Consider the following 24,696-nt stretch of genomic DNA (forward strand, 5'->3'; position numbering starts at 1 on the left):
CACACCCGCTGAGGTGGGTGTCCCCCGTCACTTCCGGCCCCCGAATCGAAGGAAACGGACGCGTCGAACGCGGCTTTCCGAGTCGCCCGCCGCAGGTCTACGACGAGAGGCGCGGCAGGCCGCTGGTCACGCGGCTCCACAGGGAGCGGGTGGCGCCGAAGCCGCTCTCGTGCGTCCAGACATGGGTGCAGCCGGGGCACTGGAGGTGGAGGAGGCTGCCCTTGTTCGAGAGCAGGTAGCGCCAGTGGCGGGAGCAGGCCCGGCGCTCTCCGCACGGCTCGCAGTCCCGGGTGTCATCGCAGCCGGGGCACGGCACCCATGCCCGGCGGCCGATCTCGGCCTGCGGGTCAAGCGGCAGCACGGCCGCCCCCGCGCACGGGCAGCACGCCGGCCGCCACCAGGTCGTCGTACACGCGCTGCTGCTCGGCGTCGAGGCCGGAGTAGAGCAGGTCGTACGCCTCCTCCTCGCCCCGCAGCACCTCGACCGGATCCCAGTCGGGGCCGAGCGCGGCCATCACCTGGGCGCGCCGGAGCATCTCCTGGGAGGTGAGGTCGACGGTGAAGTCGACCAGCTCGGAGGACCCGTCCGGGCCGGTGGGGGGTGTGGAGCGGTGCGTGGACATGAGGCAGAACTTAGGTATGCCTTTCCTCCCGGGTCAAGGGAGGGTGGGCGGAGTCACATCCCACCCTCCCCGGGTTGATCCGCGCATATCCCACCGGCCGTCAGGGGACGTCGCGGGACGGCCGGCCGGGTCCGGTCAGCCGCGCTGGAAGACCACCTCGGGGTCGGCCGCCGTCGGCCCGTCCAGGCGCGGCGCGGGCAGGCCCTTGAGGTGCCGGTCGAAGAAGTCGCCGGTGTAGGCGCGGGTGATCCGCTGCGAGCGGTCCCCCGAGAGGGGGGTCTCCGGGTGCGGGGCGCCCGCTCCGTCGGCGAGGACGGGCCAGTCGGTGAATCCGGGGTGACCCATGCCCGTGACCGTCAGCCAGCGCTTCCAGCCGTCCAGGCGCGGCCAGGCGTCAGCCCAGCTGGTGTCGTCGACCTCCGGCGGCACCAGGGCCGGATCACCGCCGAGCAGCAGGAACGGGCGTCCGCCGAGGCCGGTTTCGGGCAGCGGGGCGAAGAAGGTGCCGTCCATGTTCACTCCGGCGGCCACCCGGGGGTCGGCGGCCATGGCCGCGGCCGCGGAGGCGCCGCCGATCGAGTGGCCGGCCATGCCGATGCGGCGGGCGTCGATCAGCCGGGAGTGCCGCCAGGCGGGGTGGTCCCCGGTGAGCCAGTCCAGCAGGAACGTCACGTCGCGCGCCCGGGCTTCGGACACCCGGTGCAGCGACCGGTCGGGGAAGACCTGCTCGCAGGCCTTGCAGCCGAGCAGCCTGCCGCCGGGGAAGACGGTGCCGTCGGACTCGTAGGCGTGGTCGAGGGCGGCGACCACGTAGCCGCGCGAGGTCAGGTCCTCGGCGAGCGCGGTGAGCGAGGCGCGGGGCAGGGTGAATCCGGGCGAGAGGACGACGAGCGGGTACCGGCCGCCGCCGACGCGCGGCAGCGCGCCCTCACGGGCGTGGGTGCGGACGGCTGCCACCTGTTCGGGGGTGGCGTAGCGGCCGAGCTCCCCGCGGTCCGCGAGCAGGGCGCGCGCCTCGGCCGGGGTCACGTACGGGGCCGGACGCCCGGTGCCGCGGACGGCGGGGTAGTAGAGGGACACCAGCAGTTCGCGGTCGGCGGCGGGGACCCAGGGGTCCTTGCGCCCGGTGTCGACGAGGTGGAGGGTGTCGCGGCCGACCGCGAAGGCGCCGGTGGGACGCGGCAGTTCGAGTCGGGCGGCACCCGCGGGGGCGTCGGCCCGGTCGCCCGTCACGGCGGGCGCGGCGGTGGCGGCGGTGGTGGTCGCCGGGGCGCCGGCCAGCAGGAGCCCGGCCGCGGCGGTCGCGGCGAGCAGGCGGATGATCTTCGTCATGCCCACACCATAGAGGATATTAGGCAAGGCTCACCTAACCAGCCTGCTCAACTGGGCCTGGAACGGCCGGAATCCGACGCCGGAACCGGCCGGACCGTGCGCGCGGCGTACGACGTCGACGGGGTCCGGCCGCCACACTGACGGACATGAGGATCGCCGTCATGACAGCGGGGTCGCGCGGGGACGTCGCGCCCTACACGGGGCTGGGGGCCGGCCTGGCCCGGGCCGGACACGAGGTCACCCTGGTGACCCATGGCGTGTTCGAATCCCTGGTGGCGGGGTCGGGGGTGCGCTTCGACACCCTTCCCGGGGATCCCAGGGCCGAGTTGCACTCGACGCGCGGGCGCGGGCTGCACCGGAGCCGGACCGGGGCGGCGAAGCTGTTGCGCGCCGTCGCGCTGGCGAGGCGCATCGCGCCCGAGATGACGCACCCGCTGGTCCGTGCCGCGCGCGACGCGGACGTCGTACTGGCCGGCGGCACGGTCGCGCCGCTGGCGTACGCCATCGCCGAGGGCCTCTCCCGGCCCAGCATGGGCCTCTTCCTGCAACCCCTGCACGGCACGCGGGAGTTCCCGCCGCCGATGCTCGGCACCCGCTCCGCGGGCCCGCTGGGCAACCGGCTCGGCGGGCAGGCCGTCGTCACGGCCGTCGACCACGTCTTCACCCGGGCCGCGCGGGTCCTGGCCGCCGAGCACGGCCTGCCCCACAGCCGCCTGTCCGCCGCCCGCCGCGCCCGCGAGCGGCAGGGCTGGCCCGTGTGGCACGGCTTCAGCGAGCTGGTGGTCCCCCGCCCCCGCGACTGGCGCCCGGGGCTGGAGGTCTCCGGATACTGGTGGCCCCACGACAGCACCAGCCGGCTTCCGCCGGAGCTGGAGGACTTCCTGGCGGCCGGCCCCGCCCCGGTCTACGTGGGCCTCGGCAGCGCCACCACACCCGACCCCGGGCGGGTCAGCGCCCATGTCGTCGCCGCGCTGCGCGCCGCCGGCCTGCGGGGCGTGGTCCAGCAGGGGTGGGCCGGGCTGTCCGCCGTCCAGGACGACATGATCACCATCGGCGACGTTCCGCACTCGCTGCTGTTCCCCCGCATGGCGGCCGTCGTCCACCACGCCGGGGCGGGCACCACCGGCGCGGCCCTGCGCGCGGGCGTTCCCTGCGTACCCGTACCCGTGCAGTTCGACGCCCACTTCTGGGCGGCCCGTCTCGTGGAGCTGGGCACCGCCCCGGGGGTGCTGCCCCTGCGCCGGCTCGGCCCGGCCGCCCTCGGCTCCGCCCTCCGGGAGGCCGTGGGCAACCCCTGCTACCGGGAGCGGGCCCGGCACCTCGCGCGCCGGCTGGCGGCGGAGGACGGCGTCGCACCCGTGGCCGCCGCGCTCGAACGGCTGGCGCACTCCTGACGGGTGCTCTCCTCAGCCGCGCGGCTGCTGCTGCCAGGGCTGCTGGTACTGCGCCGGCTGCTGGTACTGGCCAGGCTGCTGGTACTGGCCGGGCTGCTGGTACTGGCCAGGCTGCTGGTACTGGCCGGGCTGCTGGTACTGGCCGGGCTGCTGGTACGGAGCCGGGGCCGGCCGGGCGCCGCGCAGGAGGGCGTCGAAGCGCGCGTACAGGTCGTGGGCCGTGTCGGGCGTCGGCGCGTACGCGGTCACGGATCCGTCGGTGAGCCGGACCGTGATCACGCTGCCGCCGCGAGGGTCGGGCTGGTGCCAGACGCCGGCCAGGGCCGTGGCGGGGACCCAGCCCTGCCCGGTCTCGGCGCCGCCGCTCCCCCAACGGCGGCCCAGGGCCCGCCGGTAGCCCGGAATCAGCAGCAGGGGGAAGCTCACCACGACGAACAGGAAGAGGAAGATGCTCGCCAGCACCCCGCTGGTCCAGTGCAGCAGCGCGATGACCGCCCCGTAGCAGAGGGAGATGATCCCCACCCACAGGCAGGCCATCACGGCGGCCTCCGGTGCTCCGTTCTTCTTGAGCAGGCTGTAGAGGCCTATCGAGGCGAGCATCACCAGCAGGGTGACGCACCCGGCCCCCTCGCCGAAGAGCTTGTCGCCGAGGGAGTCGTCGCTCCCGTCCTGCTTGGCGGCGTAGCCGTGGTCATGGAACTGGAGGGACATCCGCCCGCCCGGCGTGGCGGTCACATCCTTGATCTCGTACATGGTGATCACGCTAGCGCCGGTATCCGGCCAGCCGGGGACCGCCCCCCGGTCCGGGACCGCGCACCGGCTCGGCCGCGCACACCGGGCCGACGTCCCGTCAGACGACGGCGGGTGCTTCCGCCCGGGCGATGACCACGTCCAGCAGGGCCAGCAGGGAGTTCCGGGCGTCCGTACGCGAGCGGGCGTCCAGCAGGAGGACGGGGGTGGCCGGGTCGCGCAGGTGCAGTGCCGCGGCGATCTCCGCGGCGGTGTAGGGCTGTTCGCCGTGGAAGCAGTTCGCGCCGACGACGAAGGGCAGCCCCCGGCTCTCGAAGAAGTCGATCGCCGGGAAGCCTCGGTCCAGGCGCCGCGTGTCGACGAGCACCAGTGCGCCCAGGGCCCCGTTCAGCAGGTCGTCCCACATGAACCAGAACCGCTCCTGGCCGGGTGTGCCGAACAGGTAGAGGACGACTCCGGCGTCGGCGAGGGTGATCCGGCCGAAGTCCATCGCGACGGTGGTCAGCGTCTTGGACTCGATGCCGTCGAGGTCGTCGACGCCCACTCCCGCGCTGGTGAGGCGTTCCTCCGTACGCAGCGGCTCGATCTCGGAGACCGCCTCGACCAGGGTCGTCTTGCCGACTCCGAACCCGCCGGCGACGAGGATCTTGACGGGGGACGCCGCCCGGGCGGTGGAGGCGTCGGAAGTGTCATATCCGGGCAAGGTTGTCCCTGATTTTCATGAGCAGGTGGACATTGGTGGTCGCGGCGCCCTCCAGCGGCGGCCTGTGGTGGATCAGTCCGCGGTCGGCGAGTTCGCCCAGGAGGAGGGTCGTCGGGGTGAGGCGCATGTGCATGCGGGCGGCGATCTCGGCGACCGCCAGCCCGCCCGGTCGCGCGCACATGGTGAGGACGGTCCGCCATTCGGTGGCCAGACCGGCGTGGGCGTCGTCGCCGACGGCCGCCGCCACGATGGTGGTGTCCATGGTGAGGACGGTCTGCGGGGCGGCGGCCGTACGGCCGTCGGTCAGCGCGTACAGCCGTGTCCGGCGGGGGCTTCGGCGCGGCGGCTCGTCGGGCATTACGGCGTCGGCGGGGTGGTGCGCTCGGGGGTTCCCAGCCATTCGCCGAGCGCCTGGGCGGTGCGCACGGCCTCGCCTCCCAGTTCTCCGAGCCGTGCCTTGCGGGAGGTCACGACGATGAGCGTGCTCCCTTCCCCGCAGCCGACGACGCAGAGGTAGCGGTCGTCCATCTCCACGAGCTGGCGGATGACCCTGCCGCCGTCGATCTCCCGGGATATCGCCTTCATGGTGGCGGCGATGCCGGAGGACGCGGCCGCGATGCGCTCCGCCCGGTCCCGCTCCAGCAGGTAGGCGCTGAGCTTGATCCCGTCGTTGGACAGGAGCACGGCTCCCTCGATGCCGGCGATCCTGCTCAGGTTGTTGTCCAGGATGCCGTAGATCATGTCGCTGGCTGTCGTTGTCATGGCTGGTCCGCTCCGAGCTCTGCTTCCACTTTCTTGGTCCCCTCTTCGTAGTCGGCCCAGGCGTCGGCCACCTCTTCGGGTGTCTCCGCGTCCCGGCCGGCGGCCGGCTCCGGGGCGCGGGGGCCTCGGAGTTGCTGGGTGAGGTGGGTCTGCGGGACGCGCTCGGGCAGGGCCGGCCGCGCGTCGGGGCCGGCCGCGGCGGCTGCGGCGGCTGCGGGGCGCGGCGGCGGGACGGGCGCGAGGGCGGGGGCCGGCGGGGCGCCGGCGTCGGGCGCGGGCTCGCGTACGGGTATGCGTACGGGGCCCCGGACGGCGGCGGGGCGCGGAGCCCGCTCGGGCAGCGGCCCCGGCTCCGCCGGTCGCGGCCCCGGGGGCTTCGCCTCGGCGGACAGCAGCAGCCCGCTCGGCAGGATCACCACGGCGGCCGTCCCCCCGTACACCGAGCGGCGCAGCGTGACCCGGGCCTGGAGCTGGTCGGCCAGGTGGCCCACGACGAAGAGGCCGAGGCGGTGCGCGTTCTCCGCGAGGACGGAGAAGGGCGGCGCCGAGTGCAGGCGCTCGTTCATGGCCTCGTAGCCGGCGGCCGATACGCGTGGTCCGCGGTCCTCGATCTCGACCGACAGGCCGTCCGCGACGAGTTCGGCGCGGACCACCACCTTCGACCGCGGCGGCGAGAACCGGGTCGCGTTGTCCAGCAGCTCCGCCAGCAGGTGGCTGATCTGGCTGATCACGTGCGGCCGCACGCTCGCCTCGTCGAGTGCCTGCCGTTCGATGCGCCGGAAGTCCTCGACCTCCGCGGCGGCCTCGCGCAGGAGGTCGGCGACGCGCATGGGTTCGGTGTGCGGGTCCGGGATCTCGCCGCCGGCGAGGATGAGCAGGTTCTCGATCTGGCGCCGCATCCCCACCGTCAACTGGTCGGACCGCATCAACTGGGCCAGGAGCGCCTCGTCGTGGCCGAAGGTGTCCTGGAGGTCCTCGGTCAGGCTCAGCTGCCGGCTGACGAGGTTTCCGGTGCGCGAGGCGATGCCCGAGGCGAACATGCCGAAGCCGTGGCGCTCGGCGGCGAGCTGCCGGTGCCCGTCGACGGACACGGCGACCACGCGGGCGAAGGCGTCGGCGATCTGCCCGACCTCGTCCTCGCGTCCGTGCACGGCCGGCAGTGTCTCCGTGTCGACGGGCTCCCCGCGCTGGAGCCTGGCCACCACCTCGGGCAGCGTCTCCTCGGCCATGGCGACCGTACGGGTGTGCAGGCGGCTGAGCCGGCGCAGGACCGACCGCGTGGTGAGGACGACGACCGCGGTGACCAGCAACAGGGTGCCGCCGCTGGCCCCGACGAGCCAGTAGACCTCGGTCTGGAGCGCGGCGGCCTTCGCGTCGGCGAGCGCGAGCACGTTCTTGGCCCGGGCCGTGTTGAGTTCGGCCAGCCGTGGCGCGAAGGTGTGGTGCGCGGCGGGCCAGTCGTCGACGTCGGCGGGCAGTTTCACGCCGGTCGCGGTGTCCTTGTGGTTGGCGATGACCGCGTTCTCGACGCGGAGCTTGGTCTGCCAGGCGTCGGAGCCGGTGAGCTTGTCGTACGAAGCGAGTTCGGCGGGCGGCAGGTACGGCACGATCCAGGTGTCGTACAGGTAGCGGTGGGTGCCGACGGCGTCGAGGAACTGGGAGAAGCCGGTGGCGGCCAGTTCGCGGGAGGGCCCCGCGAGGGTGAGGGCCGTGTCCTCGCGGGCGACCATCTCGGAGGCGGAGAACAGGGCCACGGCGGGCCTGCTCTCCTGGGCCAGTTCGGCGTCCTCCGCGTGGCTGAATTCATCCTGGTAGGCGCGGATGATGTCGTCGATCACACCGGTGTAGTAGCCGACGGCCTGTTCCGCGCTGCCGCTGTGCGCGTCCACCCGCTTGCGGTACGAGGCGAGCAGGTCGAGCCGCCCGTTCAGGGCGCCGAGGCGCGCCTCGCCCTGGCCCGGGTGCCCCGAGGTGTCGCCGCCGCCCGAGAGCCGCCGGAACTCCGCCGCGGCGCGGTCCGTCGCGGCCCGCCTCTCCCGCAGGGCCTCGTCGGCCACGGAGGATCCCGCCCACCGCGCCGCCGTCACCGCACGCTCGGACTGCAGCTCCGTCATCAGCCTGACCAGCGGCACGCCGATCCGTTCACCGGCCTCCACGTCGGCGTGCAGGTGCTCCGACCGGGCCAGCAACCGCTGGACGGTCACGGTGACCTGGGCCCCCATCGCCACGGTCGGGACGACGGCCAGGCAGACCAGCATCGTACGCAGGCGTACGGTGCGGCGGCGCCGGGCGGGGGGCGGCGGGCTTGGCGGTCCTTCGGGGGCCATCGCAGACATCGGTCCTCGGGAGCGGCGGAGACGGGACGGGCCCGGACGAGGGCATGGGGGAACTGCCGGCACGGCCCTGCTGGGTGGGGATGCCGATCATATCCAGCCAGTCCGATTAAACGGAGACCTTACTTCCATGCCCCCGCGTGGTAAAAGCGTCCGGCCCCGGCCGTCGGCTTCGGGAGGGGGTGCCGGGGGAAGGCTGGTCGCGATCGGTACGGGTCGTCGCCGGAGGAGTTGGACGGGATGCGCACTCTGACCTTTGTCGTGGGTACGGGCCGCAGCGGGTCGACCGCGCTGTCGGGCATCGTCAACCTGCACCCGGACGTGCTCAGTCTGAACGAGCTGCTGTCCTCGGTGCAGAGCCGGGGATTCCCCGAAGGCCCCGTCACGGGCGAGGGATTCTGGCGGCTGCTGGCCGATCCCCATCCGCTGTTCGAGCGGATGATCCGCAGCGGGGCGCCGATGCCGGAGTTCGTCTACACCCGCCGTCCCGGGCGCTTCGCGACCGACACCACCGGCATCCCCGCCCTGTCCCTGATGGTGCTCCCGCATCTGACCGACGACCCGGACGGCCTGTTCGACGAGCTGGAGAAGGAGGTGCGCGGCTGGCCGGTCCGCACCGCCGGCGGCCACTACGAGGCGCTGTTCGGCCTGCTGTGCGCGCGGTTCGGGTCCACGGCGGTGGTGGAACGGTCGGGCTATTCCTCGGACCGGGTGCCATTGCTGCGCCGGACCTTCCCGCAGGCGCGCTTCGTGCACCTGTTCAGGGACGGGCCGGACTGCGCGCTGTCCATGAGCAGGCACACGGGCTACCGGCTGATCTTCCTGATGCGGGAGATCCTCGCCCGGACGGGCGCCGAGCGGGTGGAGGACCTGACCGCGGAACAGGTCCGGTCCCTGCCGCCCGAGCTGTCCCGGCTGCTGGCGGACCGCTTCGATCCCGCGCTGGTGCTGGACCGGGAGCTGCCGGTGGCGGGCTTCGCGGCGCTGTGGTCGGAGATCGTGGTCCGGGGCGTGGCGCACCTCGGCGGGGTTCCCGCGCCGATGCGCACCACGCTCGCCTACGAGGACCTCCTCGACCGGCCCCGCGAGGAGCTCGCGAGGCTGGCCGGCTACATCGGCGTCGAACCCCTCCCCCAGTGGCTCGACGCGGGTGCCGCGCGGCTGGACGCCGGCCGGCGGGGAGCTTCGCTGCGGCTGCCCCCGGCCGAACTCGCCGCGCTGCGGGAGGGATGCGCCGCCGGCGTCCGGGCCCTGGCGGGCGGCCGGGGGTAGGGGCGGCTCTCGGCAGGCGGCTCTCAGCAGGTGACGGTGACCTCGTGGACGACGGGGTTGGCCGCCCAGGGGAACGAGGCCACGCCGAAGGCGGCGCGGACGGTCGACCCGCACGGGACGGAGCTGACCGGGCCGCGCACTTCGAGGCTGGACGAGGCGAAGATGACCGGCCTCGTCTGGGTGACGGGCGCCTCGCCGCCGACGACCTCGACGGACAGCGTCGTGAACAGCTCCCTCGGCTGGGGCGCCGGGCTGCCCGGGGAGGGCGGGCCGGCGAGTCCGACCTTGCCGTAGACCACGACGGTGGTCCCGGTGACGTCGGCGCACACCCGGGTGGTCAGACCTGCCTGGAGGCCGGGGCTGCCGCAGGAGGTGACGGTATCGGTGGCGGCCGCGGGGGCGGCGGCGAAGGCGGGGGTGCCGGTGAGGGCGGTCAGGCCGGCGGCGCCGACTGCCAGAAGGGCCAAGCGGTTCACAGGGGTTCTCCTCGTCGTCATGGGGCACCGCCCGCACGAGCGGAGGATGCCGTATGTCATGTGATATTTCACATGACATACGAACGGATCATGACCAACGGCTGAACCGTTCCCGCCCGGGCCGTGACTCCTCTCCGTCAGTGCCGCCCGGCGCGTCAGGAGGGTGCGGGCGGCGTCCAGGCCGGGTCCCGGCCGCTCAGCCCGACCGTCCGGTCCAGCAGCGGGGCGTCGTCCGGCACCGGCACGACGGGGCCGAAGATGCCCCCGCCGCGGTCGTCCTCCTGGGCGGCCGCGAGCAGGAAGTCGTACGAGACCCTCAGCGCGGCCTGGTCGGGGGCGTAGTCCTGGCCGGTGGCCCGGGCCAGGTCCCAGCCGTGGACGACCAGTTCGTCGGCCGCCACCGCGGCGGCGACGGCACCGGGCAGGTCCACACCGCCCGCGCGGGTCATGCCGGTCCAGGCGGCCGGGTCCCGCCAGGCCCCGGCGAGTTCGCCGAGGAGCTCCGGCAGCCGCTCGCGCCAGTCGTCGGGCAGCCGGGGCGCGGTCGCGCCCGGGGGTGTGTCGGTCGTGGGGCCGAGGTCCTTGCGGGCCGCGTCGCGGAAGGCCGTGGCCAGGCCCGCCAGGTGGCCCAGCAGTTCGCCGACCGGATAGGCGGGACAGGGTGTCGGCCCGGCGAGCCGGGCGTCGGGGACACCGGCGACCAGGCGGGCCACGACGGCCGCCTGTGGTCCGAGGTCGAACCCCGTCGTGCTGTTCATCCACCGCTCCCTCCGCATCGCACCGGGCCGAAGGCTAGACCGGTTCACGGCAGGAGCAGGCCGGACATGCCCGTCCGGAAATAAATCTGATGAGACGTGCGGCCGCCGCTTGCTAGTGTGCGGAACGCCGTGACAGGACGCGAGGAGGTGAGACCCATGAAGGCTGTATCGAGGTGGGTGCTCCCCAACTTCCGTCACGGTGTGCGACTGACCTAGGTGTCGTCGTCGGGAGCGCCCTGCACAACCAGGCACTCCTGAAAGGCGACAACCATGGACCCCGTGACGATCGACCGGGTGGACGAGACCCGGTGGCAGGCGATGGCCGACGGCCGGATCGTCGGCCACGGCGATGTCTCACGACGACCCGACGGGCGGCTCTTCGTCAGCATCGACGTATGGCGGGACACGGCCTTCGACCGGCTCGCCGCCGCCATGCTGGCGGACCTGCCGGCCCCTCTCCACACCCTGGTCGGCGAGACCGACCTCGGCCTGAAGTCCCGCTGGGAGCGGGCCGGTTTCACTCCCGGACGACGCGAGCGGGAGTACGTCCTGTCCACCGACCCGCGCGAGACCGGACTCGACCCGTCGCGGATCCCCGCCGGTGTGCGGATCCTGCCCGGCGCGGAGGCCGACGAAGGGCTGCTGCGCGCCCTGGACCGGACGATCCGCGAGGAGGTCGAGGCCGGAGCCGGATGGCGGACCATGCCGGCCGAGGTCCTGCCCCGCCCGGCCGGGCCGCTGCCGCTGGACCCGTCGAGGTACACGGTCGCGGTCCGGGACGGCGCGTACGTGGGGCTGGTGCGGGTGGCTCCGGTCCCCCGCCGGGCGCGGATCGGGCTGGTGGCCGTACGGGCCGACGAGCAGCGCAAGGGCATCGGCCAGGCGCTGCTGGCGCACGCGCTGGGCTCGCTGCACCGCTCCGGGACCGGCTCGGCCTGGGCCGAGGCCGACGAGTCCGACACCGCCGCGATCACGCTGCTCGAGCGCATCGGGGCCCGCCGGACCGGCGGCAACGTGGAGCTGGTGCGCCGCTGACGCCGCGCCGGCCCACCGGTCCCACACCCACACCCACACCCACACCTGCACCCCCATCCGAGAGACGAGGGACATTGGCAAGAACATCGAAGGGCCTGGAAGTCGAGGGCACCGTCGTCGAGTGCCTGCGCAACGCCACCTTCAAGGTGGAGCTCCAGAACGGGCATCACGTGCTCGCGCACATCAGCGGGAAGATCCGGAAGAACTACATCAGGATCCTCCCGTTCGACCGGGTGCTCGTGGAGGTCAGCACGTATGACCTGACCCGCGGTCGGATCATGTACCGCTACCGGACCTGACCGACGGCGGAGGTGCGCCCGGGACTCCCCGGGCGCACCTCCGGCCGGCGCCGCACGATCCGTCAGCATTGCACCCCAACTCGCTCTGGATGACCGAAAGTTGACGACCCGGGCGCTGGCTGAAGAGGGGGTGCCATGGCTCTTGTCGTGCCGTCGGGGTTCGCGAATGATGCTTGCGGCGCGCCCGCCGGAGGACCGGCCGGGCTCCGCGCCACACCGAACCCCGACCAGCCGGAGGCTGCTTTGCGGACGAGTCATCACATCCGGAGGACTTCGGTCGCCGTCGGCGCCGCCCTCGCCCTGGTCGTCGCCGTACCGCAGGTGGCCTTCGCGGCTCCGCCCCCGGCCCTGCCCGTGAACGCCGAGGCCGTCGAGCTGACCTTCCAGCCGGCGTACGACTACGACACGGACGGCTGCTACCCGACGCCCGCCATAGGCCCGACCGGGGTCCTGAACGGCGGCCTGAACCCGACCGGCGCGCTCAACGGGAACTGCCACGACGCCTCGGACCTGGCCAACACCAACGGCTATTCCCGTGCCACCTGCAACAACGGCTGGTGTGCCGTGGTGTACGCACTGTACTTCGAGAAGGACCAGGCCATCCCCGGCATCAGCCTCGGCGGCCACCGCCACGACTGGGAGCACGTGGTGGTGTGGATCCAGGGCAACGAGGCGAAGTACGTCTCCACCTCCGCCCACGGCGACTTCAGCATCCACAGCCGTGACCAGATCCGCTGGGACGGCACCCACCCCAAGATCGTCTACCACAAGGACGGCGCCGGCACGCACTGCTTCCGTCCGGCCAACACCAATGACGAGCCGCCCGAGAACCACCGCGGCACCTGGCAGTTCCCGGCGCTCGTCGGCTGGTCGGGCTACCCCGCGACGCTCAGGGACAAGCTCAGCCAGGCGGACTTCGGCAGCGCGCACTTCGGCCTGAAGGACGGCTCCTTCGCCTCCCACCTGGCGAAGGCCAAGCCCGCGGACATCCCCTTCGACCCGAACCGGTAGCGGTCAGCGGGGCGGGAAGTCGTCCCGGTCCAGGGCGTAGACGGTGCAGGGGCGGTCCAGCACGGTGTCCTCGCGCAGGCGCGTGAAGCCGAGGCGCGAGGCCACCGCGGTGGAGGCGGTGTTGCCGTGGTGGATCATGGCGGTGATCCGCCGGAGCCGCAGCGTCCCGAAGCCCCACGCGAGCACCGCCTCGGCCGCTTCGGTGGCGTAGCCGCGCCCCCAGTGGGCGCGGGCGAAGGTCCAGCCGATCTCGGTCTCGTCGAACTGTTCCCACCAGTTGAGGCCGCTGCGTCCGATCAACTCGCCGGTGCCGCGCAGTTCGACGGCGCACAGGCCGTGACCGCGCCGGTCCCACTGGTCCTGGATCGCGCGCAGGCGGGCGGTGGCCTGCTCCCGGGTGTAGCCGCCGACGAACCGGTTGACCTCCTCGTCGGCGTGGAGGTCAACCCACCAGTCGGTGTCGGCTTCGGTGAGCGGGCGCAGTCGGAGGCGTTCGGTGGTGATCACTTTCGTACGGTCCTTCATGTCGACGGGACGGCCGGACGGTCGGAGTCCGGACAGTTCGGTTGTAACAGGAATGGTTACGACAACGGCCGAAAAGGAGGCCGGTCCCGGTGGACCGGCCGGATCGGATCACGGGTCGCTCAGGCTCCGGGAACCGCCGCTCTTGCCACGTCGGCGACGGTGACGGCCGCCAGTTCGGCCCTCATCGCCTCCTCCGCGCGGTCGTAGACCCCGCGCAGCACGGCCGGGATGCCCCGCGCGACGGGGCATGCCGGGTTGGGCGGCGAGGAGTGCAGCGGGATCAGCGGCTCCGGTTCGACGGCGAGGTGGACGTCCCTCAGCGTGATCGATTCCGGAGCGCGCGCCAGCCGCCAGCCCGCGCCCTGCCCGCGCTGCGACTCCACCAGCCCGGCGTCACGCAGGCTCCCGAGGGTGCGGCGGATGACCACGGGGTTGGTGTTGACGCTGGAGGCGATCTGCTCGGACGTCACGATGCCGTCGGGCCGCTGGGGGCAGACCCGCGCCATCCAGGTCAGCGTGTGCGTGGCCACGGTCATCCGGCTGCTCGCACTCATGGAACCTCCCGCCCGAACGCCTCCGACCCCTGTCGTAACCAATACTGTTACGACAGGGGGCCGTGTGTCCAGCCGCCGTCGGTCAGCCGAGGCTCTGGTGGTCCACGAGGTCGCAGTCGGTGTAGGCGGTGGGCCTCGTCATCAGCGCCGAGAGCGCCTGGGCCAGCTCGTTGGTCTCGGGCGCGGCACTGTTGGCCATGGCCGCGTCATGGGATGCGAACTCCACCACGGCGAGGTAGCGGTTGGGGTTGGCGCGGTCCTTGAGCAGGGTGCGGGCGACCGGGGTGCCGTTGCGCCCCTGCGAGCGGGCCTGCTCCTCGTAGGCACGCAGCAGGTCGCGCACCTCGTCGATGCGTTCCGTCTCGAAGTCGATGATCTGCGCGAACTTCATGATTCCGGCTCCTCCGTGGTGCGGGGCCGCGCCCTTGGCGGGCGGGCCTGCGCACAGCAAACACCCTCACGGGCGGCGCGCCCGGGCCACACGCTCGGCGGCGCGGCGATTCCACGGGATCGGGCTCGGGGAGGGGATCAGTTCCCCGTCGGGGCCGGCTTCGGAGGGTTGAGGACGCCTTCCGGGGGACCCAGGGTGACGGGGGCGGCGGCGGGCTTGAAGGTGTGCATGACCCGCACCTGGACGCCGGTGCCGCTGATGTGCACGAGCTTCATGGTCGCCTCGTACCAGGTGATCCGCTTCTGCTCGTCCAGACGCAGGTCCACGATGACCTCCTCCGGGCGGTGGTCCGGGAAGGTGCTGGTCAGGATGTCGTAGCTGGCTTGGGGCATGCTCAGGTGGCTCGTGGAGAGGTGCAGTTCGCGCCCGTCGGGCCCGGAGCGGGTCAGGTCGTCCGGGCCTCCGGGGGTGAAGGCCGCCAGCAGCCGTGCGGTCATCAGGGGGTTCGCGGCGCGCGCCCGCTCGGCCACGACGTTCCACTCGTCGCCCTTCCTCGCGAGCTGCCCCTGCGACCGGGCCACCCAGGCCGGCTTTCCCGTCCGGTCGTCGACGGCCTTCCAGTACCGGACGTACGTCTGCCCGCCCGCGTACCGGGCGGCGTCGGTGTGCCCGTCCTCCGTGAACTCCATGTCGTACGAGCCGCCCACGGCGGCCTCCGCCCGGTCCCCCCGGTACCGGCCGGTGCCGGGTATCGGGCTCGGGGAGCCGCCGAGGAGGTCCTTCGGCGGGGTCAGCAGCACCTCGGATTCCAGGCCCGGGGAATCCAGCAGGGCCTGGCCCGCGGCGCGCACGGTGTCCATGTCCTTGACCTCCTGCGTGGTCAGGCAGGCCTTGACGCCCTTGGGCATCTTGCAGGTGGACTCGCCGGAGCAGGCGGTCAGCGTGGCGAGCGTCAGGACGGCCGCCGCCGCGCACACCGAACGCCGGAAGGAGGCAGCAGACATGTGTGTGTTCGGTCCCCGTGTGTGGTCGATACGGGGGACGGTGAAGCAGCCCGGTCCCCCGGCCGGGCCCCGCCAGGCTACCCGACCGGCCATCCGGCGCCGGCCGGGGCGTCGGGGCGCAGCGGCGCCGACACGCCCCGCCGGATGCGGCGGATCGCCGGGCCGGTGGACGAGGATCACACCGCGGTCACCGCCCCTCCCCATCCCGCCGGAGTCACCATGGCCCCCACCTGGGACCCACGTCGCCCCCGCCGTTCCGGAGCGTCGATCCTGCCGGTCCTGCTCCCCATCGCGGTCCTGATCGTGGTGGCGGTGGGGGTGGGGTCGTGGCTGCAGTTCAGCGAACGGCAGGCGCTCGACACGGTCCACACCGTCGGATCGGCGGCCGTCGACCGGGTGGACGTGGAGGCCACCGTGCAACGCGTGGACGCCTCCTCCCGGGAGCTGGTCCTGCGGGTCCGGGTCACCCCGCGCGGGCGCCTGGGCGAGGAGGACGGGACCGCGCCGGTGGCCGATCTCAGCCTCCAGACCTCCGCGGCGACCCTCGGCGACCTGGCGTTCAAGGCGCACGAGCGGATCCCTACCAGGGACGTGCAGGTCGCGATCGGCGACGGGTCGATCAGCGACTACCCGTTCGACACGTACCGGACCGACGTCGAGTTCTGGGCACAGCTGGGCGGCAGGCAGGTGCCGGTGCGGATGCTGTTCTCCGACAACGACCCGCTCTTCTCGGTGTCCGTGACGCCCTCGGACGTCCGGCAGGAGGCCGTCCTGGGGGTGGAACTGGTCCGGTCGGGCAGCCTGCTCGTCTTCGCGGTCTTCATGATGGGCGTGATGTGGGCGCTGGCGGCGTCCGTGCTCATCGGGGCCTGGTACCTGACGACCCGCGGCGAGGGCCTGGTCTGGCCCGCCCTCGCCTGGATGGCCGCCACCCTGTTCGCCCTCGCGGCGTTCCGCAACACCGCGCCCGGCACGCCCCCCATCGGCTGCGTGCTGGACTGGTTCGCCTTCCTGTGGGCCGAGACCGTCATCGCCCTCTGCCTGCTCGCCGTGGTCATCACCGGCGTCCGCGCCGCACTCCGCCCGGACGACACCGCGTAGGCGGAACGACGCACGACCGACGCGTTTTGCGCCCGCCCCGCACCCGGTCCAGGCTCGGAGGGTGCGGGGCCGAGGGAAGGAGCAGTCCATGGCGGGTGACGAGCGGGGACGAGCCGCGCCGGGGGGCCTGTGCCTGGTCACCGGCGCCACCGGCTACATCGGCGGCCGCCTGGTGCCCGAGCTCCTCGACGCCGGCTACCGGGTCCGGGCGCTGGCCCGCTCCCCGGAGCGGCTGCGCGACCACCCCTGGGCCGGCCGCGCCGAGGTGGTGCGCGGGGACGTCACCGATGCGGACTCGCTGGACGCGGCCCTGCGCGGGGTGGACGTGGCCTACTACCTGGTGCACGGCCTCGGCGCGGGTCCCGGCTTCGAGGAGCGCGACCGGGCCGCGGCCCGCCTCTTCGCCGAGCGGGCCCGGCTGGCCGGCGTGCGGCGCATCGTCTACCTCGGCGGGCTCACCCCGGCGGGCCTGCCCCCCGAACGGCTCTCGCCGCACCTGCGTTCCCGGGACGAGGTGGGCCGCATCCTGCTGGCCTCCGGCGTGCCCTGCACCGTGCTGCGGGCGGCGGTGGTGATCGGCTCCGGCTCGGCCTCCTTCGAGATGCTGCGCTACCTGACGGAACGGCTGCCCGTCATGATCACGCCGAGCTGGGTGGGCACCCGGGTGCAGCCCATCGCCGTCCGCGACGTCCTCCGCTACCTCGTCGGCAGCGCGGGCATGCCCCACGCGGTCAGCCGTACCTTCGACATCGGCGGGCCGGACGTCCTCACGTACGAGGAGATGATGCACCGCTACGCCGCGGTCGCCGAGCTTCCGCACCGGCGCATCCTGCGCGTGCCCATGCTCAGCCCGGGGCTCTCCAGCCTCTGGATCGGCCTGGTCACCCCGGTGCCCCGGGCGCTGGCCCGGCCGCTCGCCGAGTCCCTGCGCCACGAGGTGGTGTGCGCGGAGCACGACATCGCCCGCTGGGTGCCCGACCCGCCCGGCGCGCCGCTGGCCTTCGACCGGGCGCTGGCCTTGGCCCTGCAGCGGGTCCGCGAGGCCCAGGTGAGCACCCGGTGGTCCTCCGCCTCCCTGCCCGGCGCCCCCAGCGACCCGCTGCCCACCGACCCCGACTGGGCGGGCGGCAGCCTCTACACCGACCACCGCAGCACCGCGGTGGCGGCCCCGCCGGCTGCGCTGTGGCGGGTGGTGGAAGGCATCGGCGGCGAGCACGGCTGGTACTCCTTCCCGCTGGCGTGGGCCGTCCGGGGCTGGCTGGACCGGCTGGCGGGCGGCGCCGGCATCCGCCGCGGCCGCCGCGACGCCGGCCGGCTGCGGGTGGGCGACGCGCTCGACTTCTGGCGGGTCGAGGAGATCGAGCCGGGCCGGCTGCTGCGGCTGCGCGCCGAGATGCGGGTGCCGGGCCTGGCCTGGCTGGAGATGTACGCCGAACCCGACCCGGCGCACGAGGGCCGGTCGCGCTACCGGCAGCGCGCCCTCTTCCACCCGCGCGGCCTGCTCGGCCACCTGTACTGGTGGGCCGTGAGCCCCTTCCACGCGGCCGTGTTCGGCGGCATGGCCCGCAACATCGCCCACGCCGCCGAGCAGGCCCCGGCCTTCCCCGGGGCGCCGGCCGGCGGCCCGAAGGACGGTCCAGCCGGCTCGAAGGACGGTCTAGCCGGCCCGTAGCGCGGCCAGCCGCTGTTCGAACGGCACCACCGTGAAGCCGCCCTCCGGGTCCACCGACGTGATCGCCCCCGTCAGCGAACGGGGCGCGATCGCGGCACCGGTGTCGACGTCCGGGGCGCCGGCCCCGGCGGCGGGCGCCATGAAGCGCGCCAGCTCCGCGCCGGCCCGGGCGATCCGCCGCTCCAGCCCCTCCTCGCCCCAGTCCTCCGAGGCCGCGTACACGGCGGTCGGCAGGGCGAGGGCGCGCAGGTGGGTGAAGAGCGGGCGCAGGGCGTGCTCGGTGACCAGGGAGTGCCGGGCGGTACCGCCGGTCGCCCCGAGGAGCACCGGCTTCCCGGTCAGGGCGTCCTTGTCGATGAGGTCGAAGAACGACTTGAACAGGCCGCTGTAGGAGGCCGCGAACACCGGTGTCACGGCGATCAGGCCGTCCGCGGCGGCCACCGCGTCGAGTGCGGCGGCCAGCCGGGCGGGCGGGAACCCGGTGACGAAGTGCTGGGCGATCTCCGTCGCCAGGTCCCGCAGCTCGATCACCTCGGGTTCGCCCGCACCCGGACCAGCCGCCACGTGCCCGAGGGTCGCGGCCGCGAGACGGTCGGCGAGCAGCCGGGTCGAGGAGGGCGAGCTCAGCCCCGCCGCTACGACGACGAGCTTCATGCCCGCTCCTCCCGCGTCGTGGTGTCGCCGGCGGCGGCCACGCGGGCCCGGTGGGTCGGCGCGTCCGGCACGCCGGCCGGGCGCAGGTTCGCGAACTCCTTGCGCAGTACCGGCACGACCTCCTCGCCCAGCAGGTCGAGCTGCTCCAGGACGGTCTTCAGGGGCAGGCCCGCGTGGTCCAGCAGGAACAGCTGGCGCTGGTAGTCGCCGGCGTAGTCCCTGAAGGAGAGGGTCCGCTCGATGACCTGCTGCGGCGAGCCCACGGTCAGGGGCGTCTGGGAGGTGAACTCCTCCAGGGACGGTCCGTGGCCGTACACCGGCGCGTTGTCGAAGTACGGGCGGAACTCGCGTACCGCGTCCTGAGAGTTCCTGCGCATGAACACCTGGCCGCCGAGTCCGACGATGGCCTGTTCGGGGGTGCCGTGCCCGTAGTGGGCGTAGCGCTCGCGGTACAGGTTCACCATCTGCCTGGTGTGGGAGGCCGGCCAGAAGATGTTGTTGTGGAAGAAGCCGTCGCCGTAGTAGGCGGCCTGCTCGGCGATCTCCGGCGAGCGGATGGAGCCGTGCCACACGAAGGGCGCGACGCCGTCGAGCGGGCGCGGGGTCGAGGTGAAGGACTGGAGGGGCGTACGGAACTTGCCCTTCCAGGTGACCACGTCCTCGTCCCACAGGCGGCGCAGCAGCGCGTAGTTCTCGATGGCGAGGTCGATGCCGTCGCGGATGTCCTTGCCGAACCAGGGGTAGACCGGTCCGGTGTTGCCCCGGCCCGTCATCAGGTCCACGCGGCCGTCCGCGACGTGCTGGAGCATCGCGAAGTCCTCGGCGATCTTCACCGGGTCGTTCGTGGTGATCAGGGTCGTCGACGTGGAGAGGATCAGGTTCTCGGTGCGCGCGGCGATGTAGCCGAGCATCGTCGTCGGCGAGGAGGGGACGAACGGCGGGTTGTGGTGCTCGCCGGTGGCGAAGACGTCGAGGCCGACCTCCTCCGCCTTCTGCGCGATCGCGAGCATGGCCTTGATCCGCTCGTGCTCGCCGGGCGCGCGTCCGGTCGTCGGATCGGGCGTGACGTCGCCGACGGTGAAGATCCCGAACTGCATGGCTCCCCTTCCAAGATCGTTTACGATTCAACCATACCTGGAACGGAAGGCGCCGCCGCCGTATTCCCCGCGGCGCCGGCCGCCTGCCGCCCGCCCGGGCACCGGACGGAGGGCAGTGGCTCCGGCGGACGGGTCAGCGGTTGTCGTGCAGCTCCTGGTGCATCTGCGGCTGGTCGTCCTCGTTGTGCGTGAGGGCGAACTTCTGGATCTCGTTGAAGCCCTTGGAGGCGACGCCGACGATCTCCTTGTACGGGTTGACGCCGGTGGCCTTCTTCGCTCCCCCGCCCAGCAGCCCGCCGCCGATGCCGCTGATCGCGTCATGGCCGGCCGCGAGGGGCTTGGCGGCCGCGTCGAGGACGCTCTTGGGCAGCCCCGCCATGTCGGCGTACTTGTCGGACAGCGCGTGGCGGACCATCGCGACGAACGCGTCGTGGGTGGGGCCCGGGTAGAACTTCCGGTAGAAGTCGACGGCCTGCTTGGTCATGAAGACGCCGTCGTCGGTCTTCTTCCACTCCTTGTCGCGCTCCTGGTTCCACAGGGCCCCGCCCAGGTCCGGGTCCTTGGGCAGCAGCCACTTGTCGGGGGTGCCGAGGTAGTGGTTGACGTAGTGCCAGGCGCACATGAAGCCCTTGGCGTCGTCCTCGGAGACGTCGATGCCCAGGCGGTCCATGGCCTGGAGGATCTGGGCGGAGAAGACGCAGGCGGCGCCGACGGTGTACTTCTGCGAGACCGGCTCGCCCCACTTGGCGTAGTCCCACTCGCCGCCCTTCTTGTGCAGCTGCCGCACCGAGGCGTGCACGAGGCGGACCTTGGTGACGTTGGCGGCCAGGGTGCCGTCCCGCATGGCGTTCTTGTTGCCCATGTCGATGAACAGCCGGGAGGACTGCGAAAGGCGCCGGCCGGGCCCCTGGACACCGCCGAGCCTGCCGGTGGAGCGGAGGGTGAACGCCCCGGTCGGGGAGAGGTACGTGCCGATCAGGCCGACGGTGCCCTGGAGCATGGACACCTCGCCGTGGTGGTGCGCGAAGAAGCTCTCCGCGGCCTTGGTGTCCGCCTCCGACCAGTCCGTCGGCGGGGCCGCCGCCTCCCGGAGGAACTCGGCCAGCCTGACGGGCAGGCTGGACGTGTCCATCCCGGGCTTGAGCGTTCCGATGGTGCGGAACAGCGCGTTGACCCCGTCGATCTCCTTGTTGTCGATCAGGTCCGACACCAGTTCGTCCGCCTTCGGATCGCCGACCTTGCTCGCCGCTTCCAGCTCGGCGGCGATCGTCGCGGTCGTCAGAGCCACGGTGAACCACTTCCTTCCGGGGATGGGGGCGGGCGCGTACCCGCCGGTCAGCGGCATGCTCCCGCGATCCGCGCCCGCCCCAGAACCCCTTGCCGGCGCCGGATCGTTTGGCCCTCACTCCAACGGCGGACCGCCCCGCGGCGACGGGAACCGGCCGAACGCGTCCGCGCGCGGGCGCATCGCCGGGCGGAGCGCCACCCTCCCCGCCCCGACATGAACACGCCCTATCGGGGCCCCAGCCGTGGCCACACCCCCGCCTCGACCGTCGCGGAGCCGAACGCCACCCCCTGGCCCCCCGGCCCGCCCCCGGACCCGGGCCCTGCCGCCGCCCGGGCGGCGGCAGGGCCCGGTGGCGGTCAGAAGCCGCAGGCCGCCCGCGCGTCCCGGAAGCGGTCGGGGTGCCGGCGCCGGTACTCGACCAGCGACTGCGCGACCGCGGCGCCTTCGCCCACGGCGGCGCCGACCCGCTTGACGGAGCCCGACCGGACGTCGCCCACGGCGAACACCCCGGGCACGCTGGTCTCCATCTGGAGCGCGTCCGGGCCCGCCCCGCGGCTGCCGGTCAGGACGTACCCGCGGTCGTCGAGCTTCAGCGTGCCGCCGAGCCACTCGGTCGACGGGCGGCCGCCGATCAGGACGTACAGGCAGTGTGCGCCGACGGTCCGCTCGCCACCGTCGCGCTCGCGCAGCCTGAGCCCGGTGAGGGTGTCCCCGCCGAGGCATTCGGCGACCTCGGTGCCCAGCAGGACCCGCAGGCCGGGGGTCCGCTCGATGCGCTGCACCAGGTAGCTCGACATGGACGCGCCGAGGTCGGTGCCGCGTACCAGCAGGGTGACGGAGCGGGCGTAGCGCGCGAAGTAGAGGGCGGCCTGTCCGGCGGAGTTGCCCGCGCCGACCATGTACACGTCCTCTCCGGCTGTCGAGGGGGCGTCGGAGAGGCAGGACCCGTAGTACACGCCGGAGTTGAGGAGCCGGTCGACGCCGGGGGCCGTCAGGCGGTTCCAGTCCACCCCGGTGGCGACCACCACGGCCGCCGCGGTCACCGAGGCCGTCTCCTCGGTGCCCGCCTTGACGAACTCGATGCTGTGGTCGCCGGTGCCCGTGGGGGCCACCCGGCTGGCCACCCGGGTGGGCTGCCACTCGACGCGGGCCCGGCGGGCCTGCTGGAGGGCGCGCTGGGCGAGGTCGCCGCCGGTCAGGCCCACGGGGAAGCCGAGGTAGTTCTCGATCCGCGAGGTCGATCCCGCCTGTCCGCCGGGGGCGTCGTCCTCGATCACGACCACGCTCATGCCCTCGGCGGCGGCGTACACCGCCGCGGACAGACCTCCGGGGCCGCCGCCGATCACGGCGACGTCGTAGTGGTCCTGGCCGGCCGGGCGGATGAGGCCGAGCCGTTCGGCCAGTTCGCTGATCGAGGGGTCCGCCATCTCGGTGCCGTCGCCGAGCCGGACGGTCACCGGGGCGTCCCGCGCGTCCTCCTCGGGCAGCCAGCGGAAGATCACGCCGCTGCGGCCGAGGAAGTCCCGTACCGCGTAGGCGGCGGGCGAGAAGCGGCTGCCGCGCACCTCGGCGGTCGGCAGGTCGCCCTGGAAGTCGGCGTTCCAGGTGCACAGAGAGTCGTCGAGCGCCTCCCGGAGGTGCTCGGCCGGGTGCTCCCCGCCCCGGAGCCCGCCCTCGTCGGCGCCGGGCGCGTCGCCGGAGCGCCGGGCCAGGGGCAGCCAGCGCACGCCGGGGTGCGCTGCACCGGGCTCGGGGGCCTCGTCGGCGAGCACGGCGGCGACGGGCACCTTCCGGTCGGCCAGCGAGTTCAGCGCCCGGACCACCTCCGCGGGTCCTCCGACCTGGAGCACGCGGAACGACGTCCGGTACCAGCTTTGCACCAGCTCGGCCGTCTCGTGCCGGCGGAGCGGATCGGAGTCGGACAGAACGATCACCGGCAGTGCGGCATCGGCCATCAAGGGGTCCTCCACAAAATATCGAAAGATCGGCTTCCGCTCCGGTCAACGAGCGGGGAGGCGATACGAATCGGCTGCGGAGGAGCCCTTGCGGGCGGCGGGGCGGCAGCGGGCGCGCGGGCGCCCGCCACCGCCCCGGGCGGCCTTCAGAGGCGGCCGAAGAACTGGTTCCCGAGGGCCGCGTGGTTCTCGCTCGTGTAGTACTCCTTCATCGCGGAGCTGATCTCCTCGCGGCTCAGCTGCCCGTCGCCGTCGACGTCCAGCCGGTCGAAGGCCTCGTCGAAGGTCTGGCGGGGCAGCTGGAACATGCCGTGGAGCAGGGAGGTGTACTCGTCGCGGCTGAGCATGCCGTCGCCGTCGCGGTCGCCGAGCTCGGTCCAGGCGTTGCTCATGTGCCGGATCCGCTCCCAGATCCGGTTCTGGTCGGTGACGATCCGCTTCCGGAACGCCGCCCGGAACTCCTGCCGGTCCACTCCCCCGTCGCCGTCGCGGTCCATCCGCTGGAAGACGGTGTCCCAGAGCTCCGCCAGCGAATCCCGGAGCCCGGCCACGTCGTCCGGGGTGAGGCCGAGCGACTCGGCCAGCCGGTCCGAGAGGCCGATGACGTCCGACTTGTCGAGCCGCCCGTCGCGGTCCGAGTCGAAGACGTCGAACGACCGGTCCAGCTTGATGTCCAGAACGCTCACGACACCATCCCCTTCACTCCAAGTAGCCGCTCCACCACGGTGCGGAGCGGAGCGGGCCCAGGAAACCACACGCCCGGGCCTCCCCGCAGCGAACGCCCGGGACCGCTGGGCGTTCCGGGTGACGGGAGACGGGAGCGGCCGGGTGCCCGACGGGGGTCCGACGGGGGGTCAGCGCGCTCCGGGCCCCGCACCCGGGACCCGACGGTGGCGCAGCCATGCCGTCAGGGCGGCCTGGAGCTCGGCGACTTCTCGGTGGGTGAGGTCCTCGCCCGACGGACCGGCGTGCAGGCGCACTCCCGCTCCCGTGACGCTCCAGCCCGCGCCGCGCCCCGGGCGGGAGGCGAGGGTCCGGCCTTCGGCGAGCGCGCCCAGCGCCTGCCGGACCGCCGGGGGGACGCCGGCCGGGCCGGGCGGGAGGGCGGCGGTGCGCGTCCGCGGGGTGAGGCCGATCGCGGCGTAGAAGGCGGTCAGGGCACCGTCGAGCGTTCCGGGGCCGGAGGGGGCGGCGCCGGTGAATTCGGCGATCAGCTCCGGATGCGCCCGGGGTGCGTGCTCGCCCCACGGGCGGGCGTGGAGGGGGCGTTCGTCGGTGTCGAGCCGGACGCAGACCGGCGGGATCAGCTCCCGGCCGTAGCCCTGGTCGACCAGCCCCGCGTACACCCGTTGCAGGGTGGCGGCCTGACGCGGCACCGGATGCGGATCCGGGGCGGGCGGGGCCTGCGGTCTGGCGGGGCGCGCCGCCAGCCCGAGGAGGCCGCTGCTGTGGTGCAGGACGCCCGCCTGGGTGAGCACCACCGTGGCCTGCCGGCCCTTCCTGTCCCAGCCGAGCCGGAACCCCACCACCGTGGTCCCCATCCGCCCGCTCCTCCCCCGGCCGCCACCGCGCGGGCCCGGCCGTCCAGAGCACGTTAGCCAGAGCCGTGCGCGCCGGGGCGGGCATGCCCGAGGTCCGCCCCCGGCCGGGCCGAGTGTGCTAGGAGGAACCCGACGGATCGTCACACCGCAGATCAAAAGCTCGACT

27 protein-coding genes are annotated in these 24,696 nt (G+C 73.5%); 7 read left to right on the top strand and 20 right to left on the bottom strand.

The window, feature by feature from the left end; translation table 11 throughout:
• Nucleotides 1-97 precede the first annotated feature (97 nt).
• From ACZ518_RS36680 to ACZ518_RS36690, 3 genes are all read right to left on the bottom strand, one after another.
• Nucleotides 98-361, bottom strand: a complete 264-nt coding sequence (locus ACZ518_RS36680) for a hypothetical protein (RefSeq protein ID WP_469117366.1) — start codon at nucleotides 359-361, stop codon at nucleotides 98-100.
• On the bottom strand, nucleotides 348-623 hold the full coding sequence (locus ACZ518_RS36685) for a DUF6400 family protein (protein ID WP_469117367.1): 276 nt from the start codon (nucleotides 621-623) through the stop codon (nucleotides 348-350). The genes ACZ518_RS36680 and ACZ518_RS36685 overlap by 14 nt, the downstream gene beginning before the upstream one ends.
• Before the next feature lie 135 nt (nucleotides 624-758).
• Nucleotides 759-1,955: an alpha/beta hydrolase family protein gene (locus ACZ518_RS36690; RefSeq protein WP_469117368.1), complete on the bottom strand. Its 1,197-nt coding sequence runs from the start codon at nucleotides 1,953-1,955 to the stop codon at nucleotides 759-761.
• Nucleotides 1,956-2,101: 146 nt separating this feature from the next.
• Between ACZ518_RS36690 and ACZ518_RS36695 the strand changes: the two genes are divergently transcribed.
• Nucleotides 2,102-3,349 carry a glycosyltransferase gene (locus tag ACZ518_RS36695; protein ID WP_469117369.1) on the top strand — a complete coding sequence of 416 codons (1,248 nt, stop codon included), beginning with the start codon at nucleotides 2,102-2,104 and terminating at the stop codon, nucleotides 3,347-3,349.
• 12 nt (nucleotides 3,350-3,361) lie between these two features.
• On the opposite strand, the gene ACZ518_RS36700 is transcribed toward ACZ518_RS36695, so the two are convergent.
• The 5 genes from ACZ518_RS36700 to ACZ518_RS36720 form a co-directional block, all read right to left on the bottom strand.
• Entirely contained in the window at nucleotides 3,362-4,102 is a 741-nt protein-coding gene (locus ACZ518_RS36700; RefSeq protein WP_469117370.1) for a hypothetical protein, read from the bottom strand.
• 97 nt (nucleotides 4,103-4,199) lie between these two features.
• On the bottom strand, nucleotides 4,200-4,802 hold the full coding sequence (locus tag ACZ518_RS36705; protein ID WP_469117371.1) for a GTP-binding protein: 603 nt from the start codon (nucleotides 4,800-4,802) through the stop codon (nucleotides 4,200-4,202).
• Nucleotides 4,789-5,160: a DUF742 domain-containing protein gene (locus tag ACZ518_RS36710; RefSeq protein WP_469117372.1), complete on the bottom strand. Its 372-nt coding sequence runs from the start codon at nucleotides 5,158-5,160 to the stop codon at nucleotides 4,789-4,791. The genes ACZ518_RS36705 and ACZ518_RS36710 overlap by 14 nt, the downstream gene beginning before the upstream one ends.
• Entirely contained in the window at nucleotides 5,160-5,564 is a 405-nt protein-coding gene (locus ACZ518_RS36715) for a roadblock/LC7 domain-containing protein (protein ID WP_469117373.1), read from the bottom strand. The genes ACZ518_RS36710 and ACZ518_RS36715 overlap by 1 nt, the downstream gene beginning before the upstream one ends.
• A complete protein-coding gene (locus tag ACZ518_RS36720) occupies nucleotides 5,561-7,891 on the bottom strand; it encodes a sensor histidine kinase (protein WP_469117374.1) in 2,331 nt (776 codons plus the stop codon). Before ACZ518_RS36720 ends, ACZ518_RS36715 begins: the two co-directional genes overlap by 4 nt.
• A 246-nt stretch (nucleotides 7,892-8,137) precedes the next feature.
• Here ACZ518_RS36720 and ACZ518_RS36725 point away from each other — a divergent pair, with 246 nt between their 5' ends.
• Nucleotides 8,138-9,169, top strand: coding sequence for a sulfotransferase (locus ACZ518_RS36725; protein WP_469117375.1), 1,032 nt, complete (start codon nucleotides 8,138-8,140; stop codon nucleotides 9,167-9,169).
• A gap of 23 nt (nucleotides 9,170-9,192) precedes the next feature.
• Here ACZ518_RS36725 and ACZ518_RS36730 read toward each other — a convergent pair whose 3' ends face one another.
• Complete coding sequence (locus ACZ518_RS36730; protein WP_469117376.1) at nucleotides 9,193-9,645, bottom strand: hypothetical protein; 453 nt, start codon at nucleotides 9,643-9,645, stop codon at nucleotides 9,193-9,195.
• A 155-nt stretch (nucleotides 9,646-9,800) separates the two neighbouring features.
• Nucleotides 9,801-10,403 carry a TIGR03086 family metal-binding protein gene (locus tag ACZ518_RS36735; RefSeq protein ID WP_469117377.1) on the bottom strand — a complete coding sequence of 201 codons (603 nt, stop codon included), beginning with the start codon at nucleotides 10,401-10,403 and terminating at the stop codon, nucleotides 9,801-9,803.
• A gap of 270 nt (nucleotides 10,404-10,673) precedes the next feature.
• Here ACZ518_RS36735 and ACZ518_RS36740 point away from each other — a divergent pair, with 270 nt between their 5' ends.
• From ACZ518_RS36740 to ACZ518_RS36750, 3 genes are all read left to right on the top strand, one after another.
• Nucleotides 10,674-11,438, top strand: a complete 765-nt coding sequence (locus ACZ518_RS36740; protein ID WP_469117378.1) for a GNAT family N-acetyltransferase — start codon at nucleotides 10,674-10,676, stop codon at nucleotides 11,436-11,438.
• A 74-nt stretch (nucleotides 11,439-11,512) separates the two neighbouring features.
• Nucleotides 11,513-11,737: a translation initiation factor IF-1 gene (gene infA, locus ACZ518_RS36745; RefSeq protein ID WP_007261968.1), complete on the top strand. Its 225-nt coding sequence runs from the start codon at nucleotides 11,513-11,515 to the stop codon at nucleotides 11,735-11,737.
• A gap of 243 nt (nucleotides 11,738-11,980) precedes the next feature.
• Complete coding sequence (locus ACZ518_RS36750; RefSeq protein ID WP_469117379.1) at nucleotides 11,981-12,748, top strand: NPP1 family protein; 768 nt, start codon at nucleotides 11,981-11,983, stop codon at nucleotides 12,746-12,748.
• Nucleotides 12,749-12,751: 3 nt separating this feature from the next.
• Here ACZ518_RS36750 and ACZ518_RS36755 read toward each other — a convergent pair whose 3' ends face one another.
• The 4 genes from ACZ518_RS36755 to ACZ518_RS36770 form a co-directional block, all read right to left on the bottom strand.
• Nucleotides 12,752-13,255: a GNAT family N-acetyltransferase gene (locus ACZ518_RS36755; RefSeq protein ID WP_469117380.1), complete on the bottom strand. Its 504-nt coding sequence runs from the start codon at nucleotides 13,253-13,255 to the stop codon at nucleotides 12,752-12,754.
• Between the two features lie 137 nt (nucleotides 13,256-13,392).
• On the bottom strand, nucleotides 13,393-13,827 hold the full coding sequence (locus ACZ518_RS36760; RefSeq protein WP_469117381.1) for an Rrf2 family transcriptional regulator: 435 nt from the start codon (nucleotides 13,825-13,827) through the stop codon (nucleotides 13,393-13,395).
• A gap of 82 nt (nucleotides 13,828-13,909) precedes the next feature.
• A complete protein-coding gene (locus tag ACZ518_RS36765; RefSeq protein WP_469117382.1) occupies nucleotides 13,910-14,218 on the bottom strand; it encodes a hypothetical protein in 309 nt (102 codons plus the stop codon).
• Nucleotides 14,219-14,355: 137 nt separating this feature from the next.
• Nucleotides 14,356-15,222 carry a hypothetical protein gene (locus ACZ518_RS36770; protein ID WP_469117383.1) on the bottom strand — a complete coding sequence of 289 codons (867 nt, stop codon included), beginning with the start codon at nucleotides 15,220-15,222 and terminating at the stop codon, nucleotides 14,356-14,358.
• A 219-nt stretch (nucleotides 15,223-15,441) separates the two neighbouring features.
• Between ACZ518_RS36770 and ACZ518_RS36775 the strand changes: the two genes are divergently transcribed.
• Together ACZ518_RS36775 and ACZ518_RS36780 are read left to right on the top strand one after the other, a co-directional pair.
• A complete protein-coding gene (locus ACZ518_RS36775) occupies nucleotides 15,442-16,323 on the top strand; it encodes a DUF4436 family protein (protein ID WP_469117420.1) in 882 nt (293 codons plus the stop codon).
• Nucleotides 16,324-16,411: 88 nt separating this feature from the next.
• Nucleotides 16,412-17,995 carry an SDR family oxidoreductase gene (locus ACZ518_RS36780; protein WP_469117384.1) on the top strand — a complete coding sequence of 528 codons (1,584 nt, stop codon included), beginning with the start codon at nucleotides 16,412-16,414 and terminating at the stop codon, nucleotides 17,993-17,995.
• On the opposite strand, the gene ACZ518_RS36785 is transcribed toward ACZ518_RS36780, so the two are convergent.
• From ACZ518_RS36785 to ACZ518_RS36810, 6 genes are all read right to left on the bottom strand, one after another.
• Nucleotides 17,981-18,649, bottom strand: a complete 669-nt coding sequence (locus ACZ518_RS36785; RefSeq protein WP_469117385.1) for a CE1759 family FMN reductase — start codon at nucleotides 18,647-18,649, stop codon at nucleotides 17,981-17,983. The two genes, ACZ518_RS36780 and ACZ518_RS36785, sit on opposite strands and share 15 nt — an antisense overlap.
• The gene (locus ACZ518_RS36790) at nucleotides 18,646-19,746 is read right to left on the bottom strand and encodes an LLM class flavin-dependent oxidoreductase (RefSeq protein WP_469117386.1); all 1,101 of its coding nucleotides are present in this window, start codon (nucleotides 19,744-19,746) and stop codon (nucleotides 18,646-18,648) included. The genes ACZ518_RS36785 and ACZ518_RS36790 overlap by 4 nt, the downstream gene beginning before the upstream one ends.
• A gap of 133 nt (nucleotides 19,747-19,879) precedes the next feature.
• Nucleotides 19,880-21,034: an oxygenase MpaB family protein gene (locus tag ACZ518_RS36795; RefSeq protein ID WP_469117387.1), complete on the bottom strand. Its 1,155-nt coding sequence runs from the start codon at nucleotides 21,032-21,034 to the stop codon at nucleotides 19,880-19,882.
• Nucleotides 21,035-21,390: 356 nt separating this feature from the next.
• Complete coding sequence (locus ACZ518_RS36800) at nucleotides 21,391-22,989, bottom strand: NAD(P)/FAD-dependent oxidoreductase (protein WP_469117388.1); 1,599 nt, start codon at nucleotides 22,987-22,989, stop codon at nucleotides 21,391-21,393.
• Nucleotides 22,990-23,135: 146 nt separating this feature from the next.
• Nucleotides 23,136-23,675, bottom strand: a complete 540-nt coding sequence (locus tag ACZ518_RS36805) for an EF-hand domain-containing protein (protein ID WP_469117389.1) — start codon at nucleotides 23,673-23,675, stop codon at nucleotides 23,136-23,138.
• Nucleotides 23,676-23,843: 168 nt separating this feature from the next.
• Nucleotides 23,844-24,530 carry a hypothetical protein gene (locus ACZ518_RS36810; protein WP_469117390.1) on the bottom strand — a complete coding sequence of 229 codons (687 nt, stop codon included), beginning with the start codon at nucleotides 24,528-24,530 and terminating at the stop codon, nucleotides 23,844-23,846.
• Nucleotides 24,531-24,696: the final 166 nt, after the last annotated feature.

It is taken from the genome of Streptomyces sp. NPDC033966, assembly GCF_055575955.1.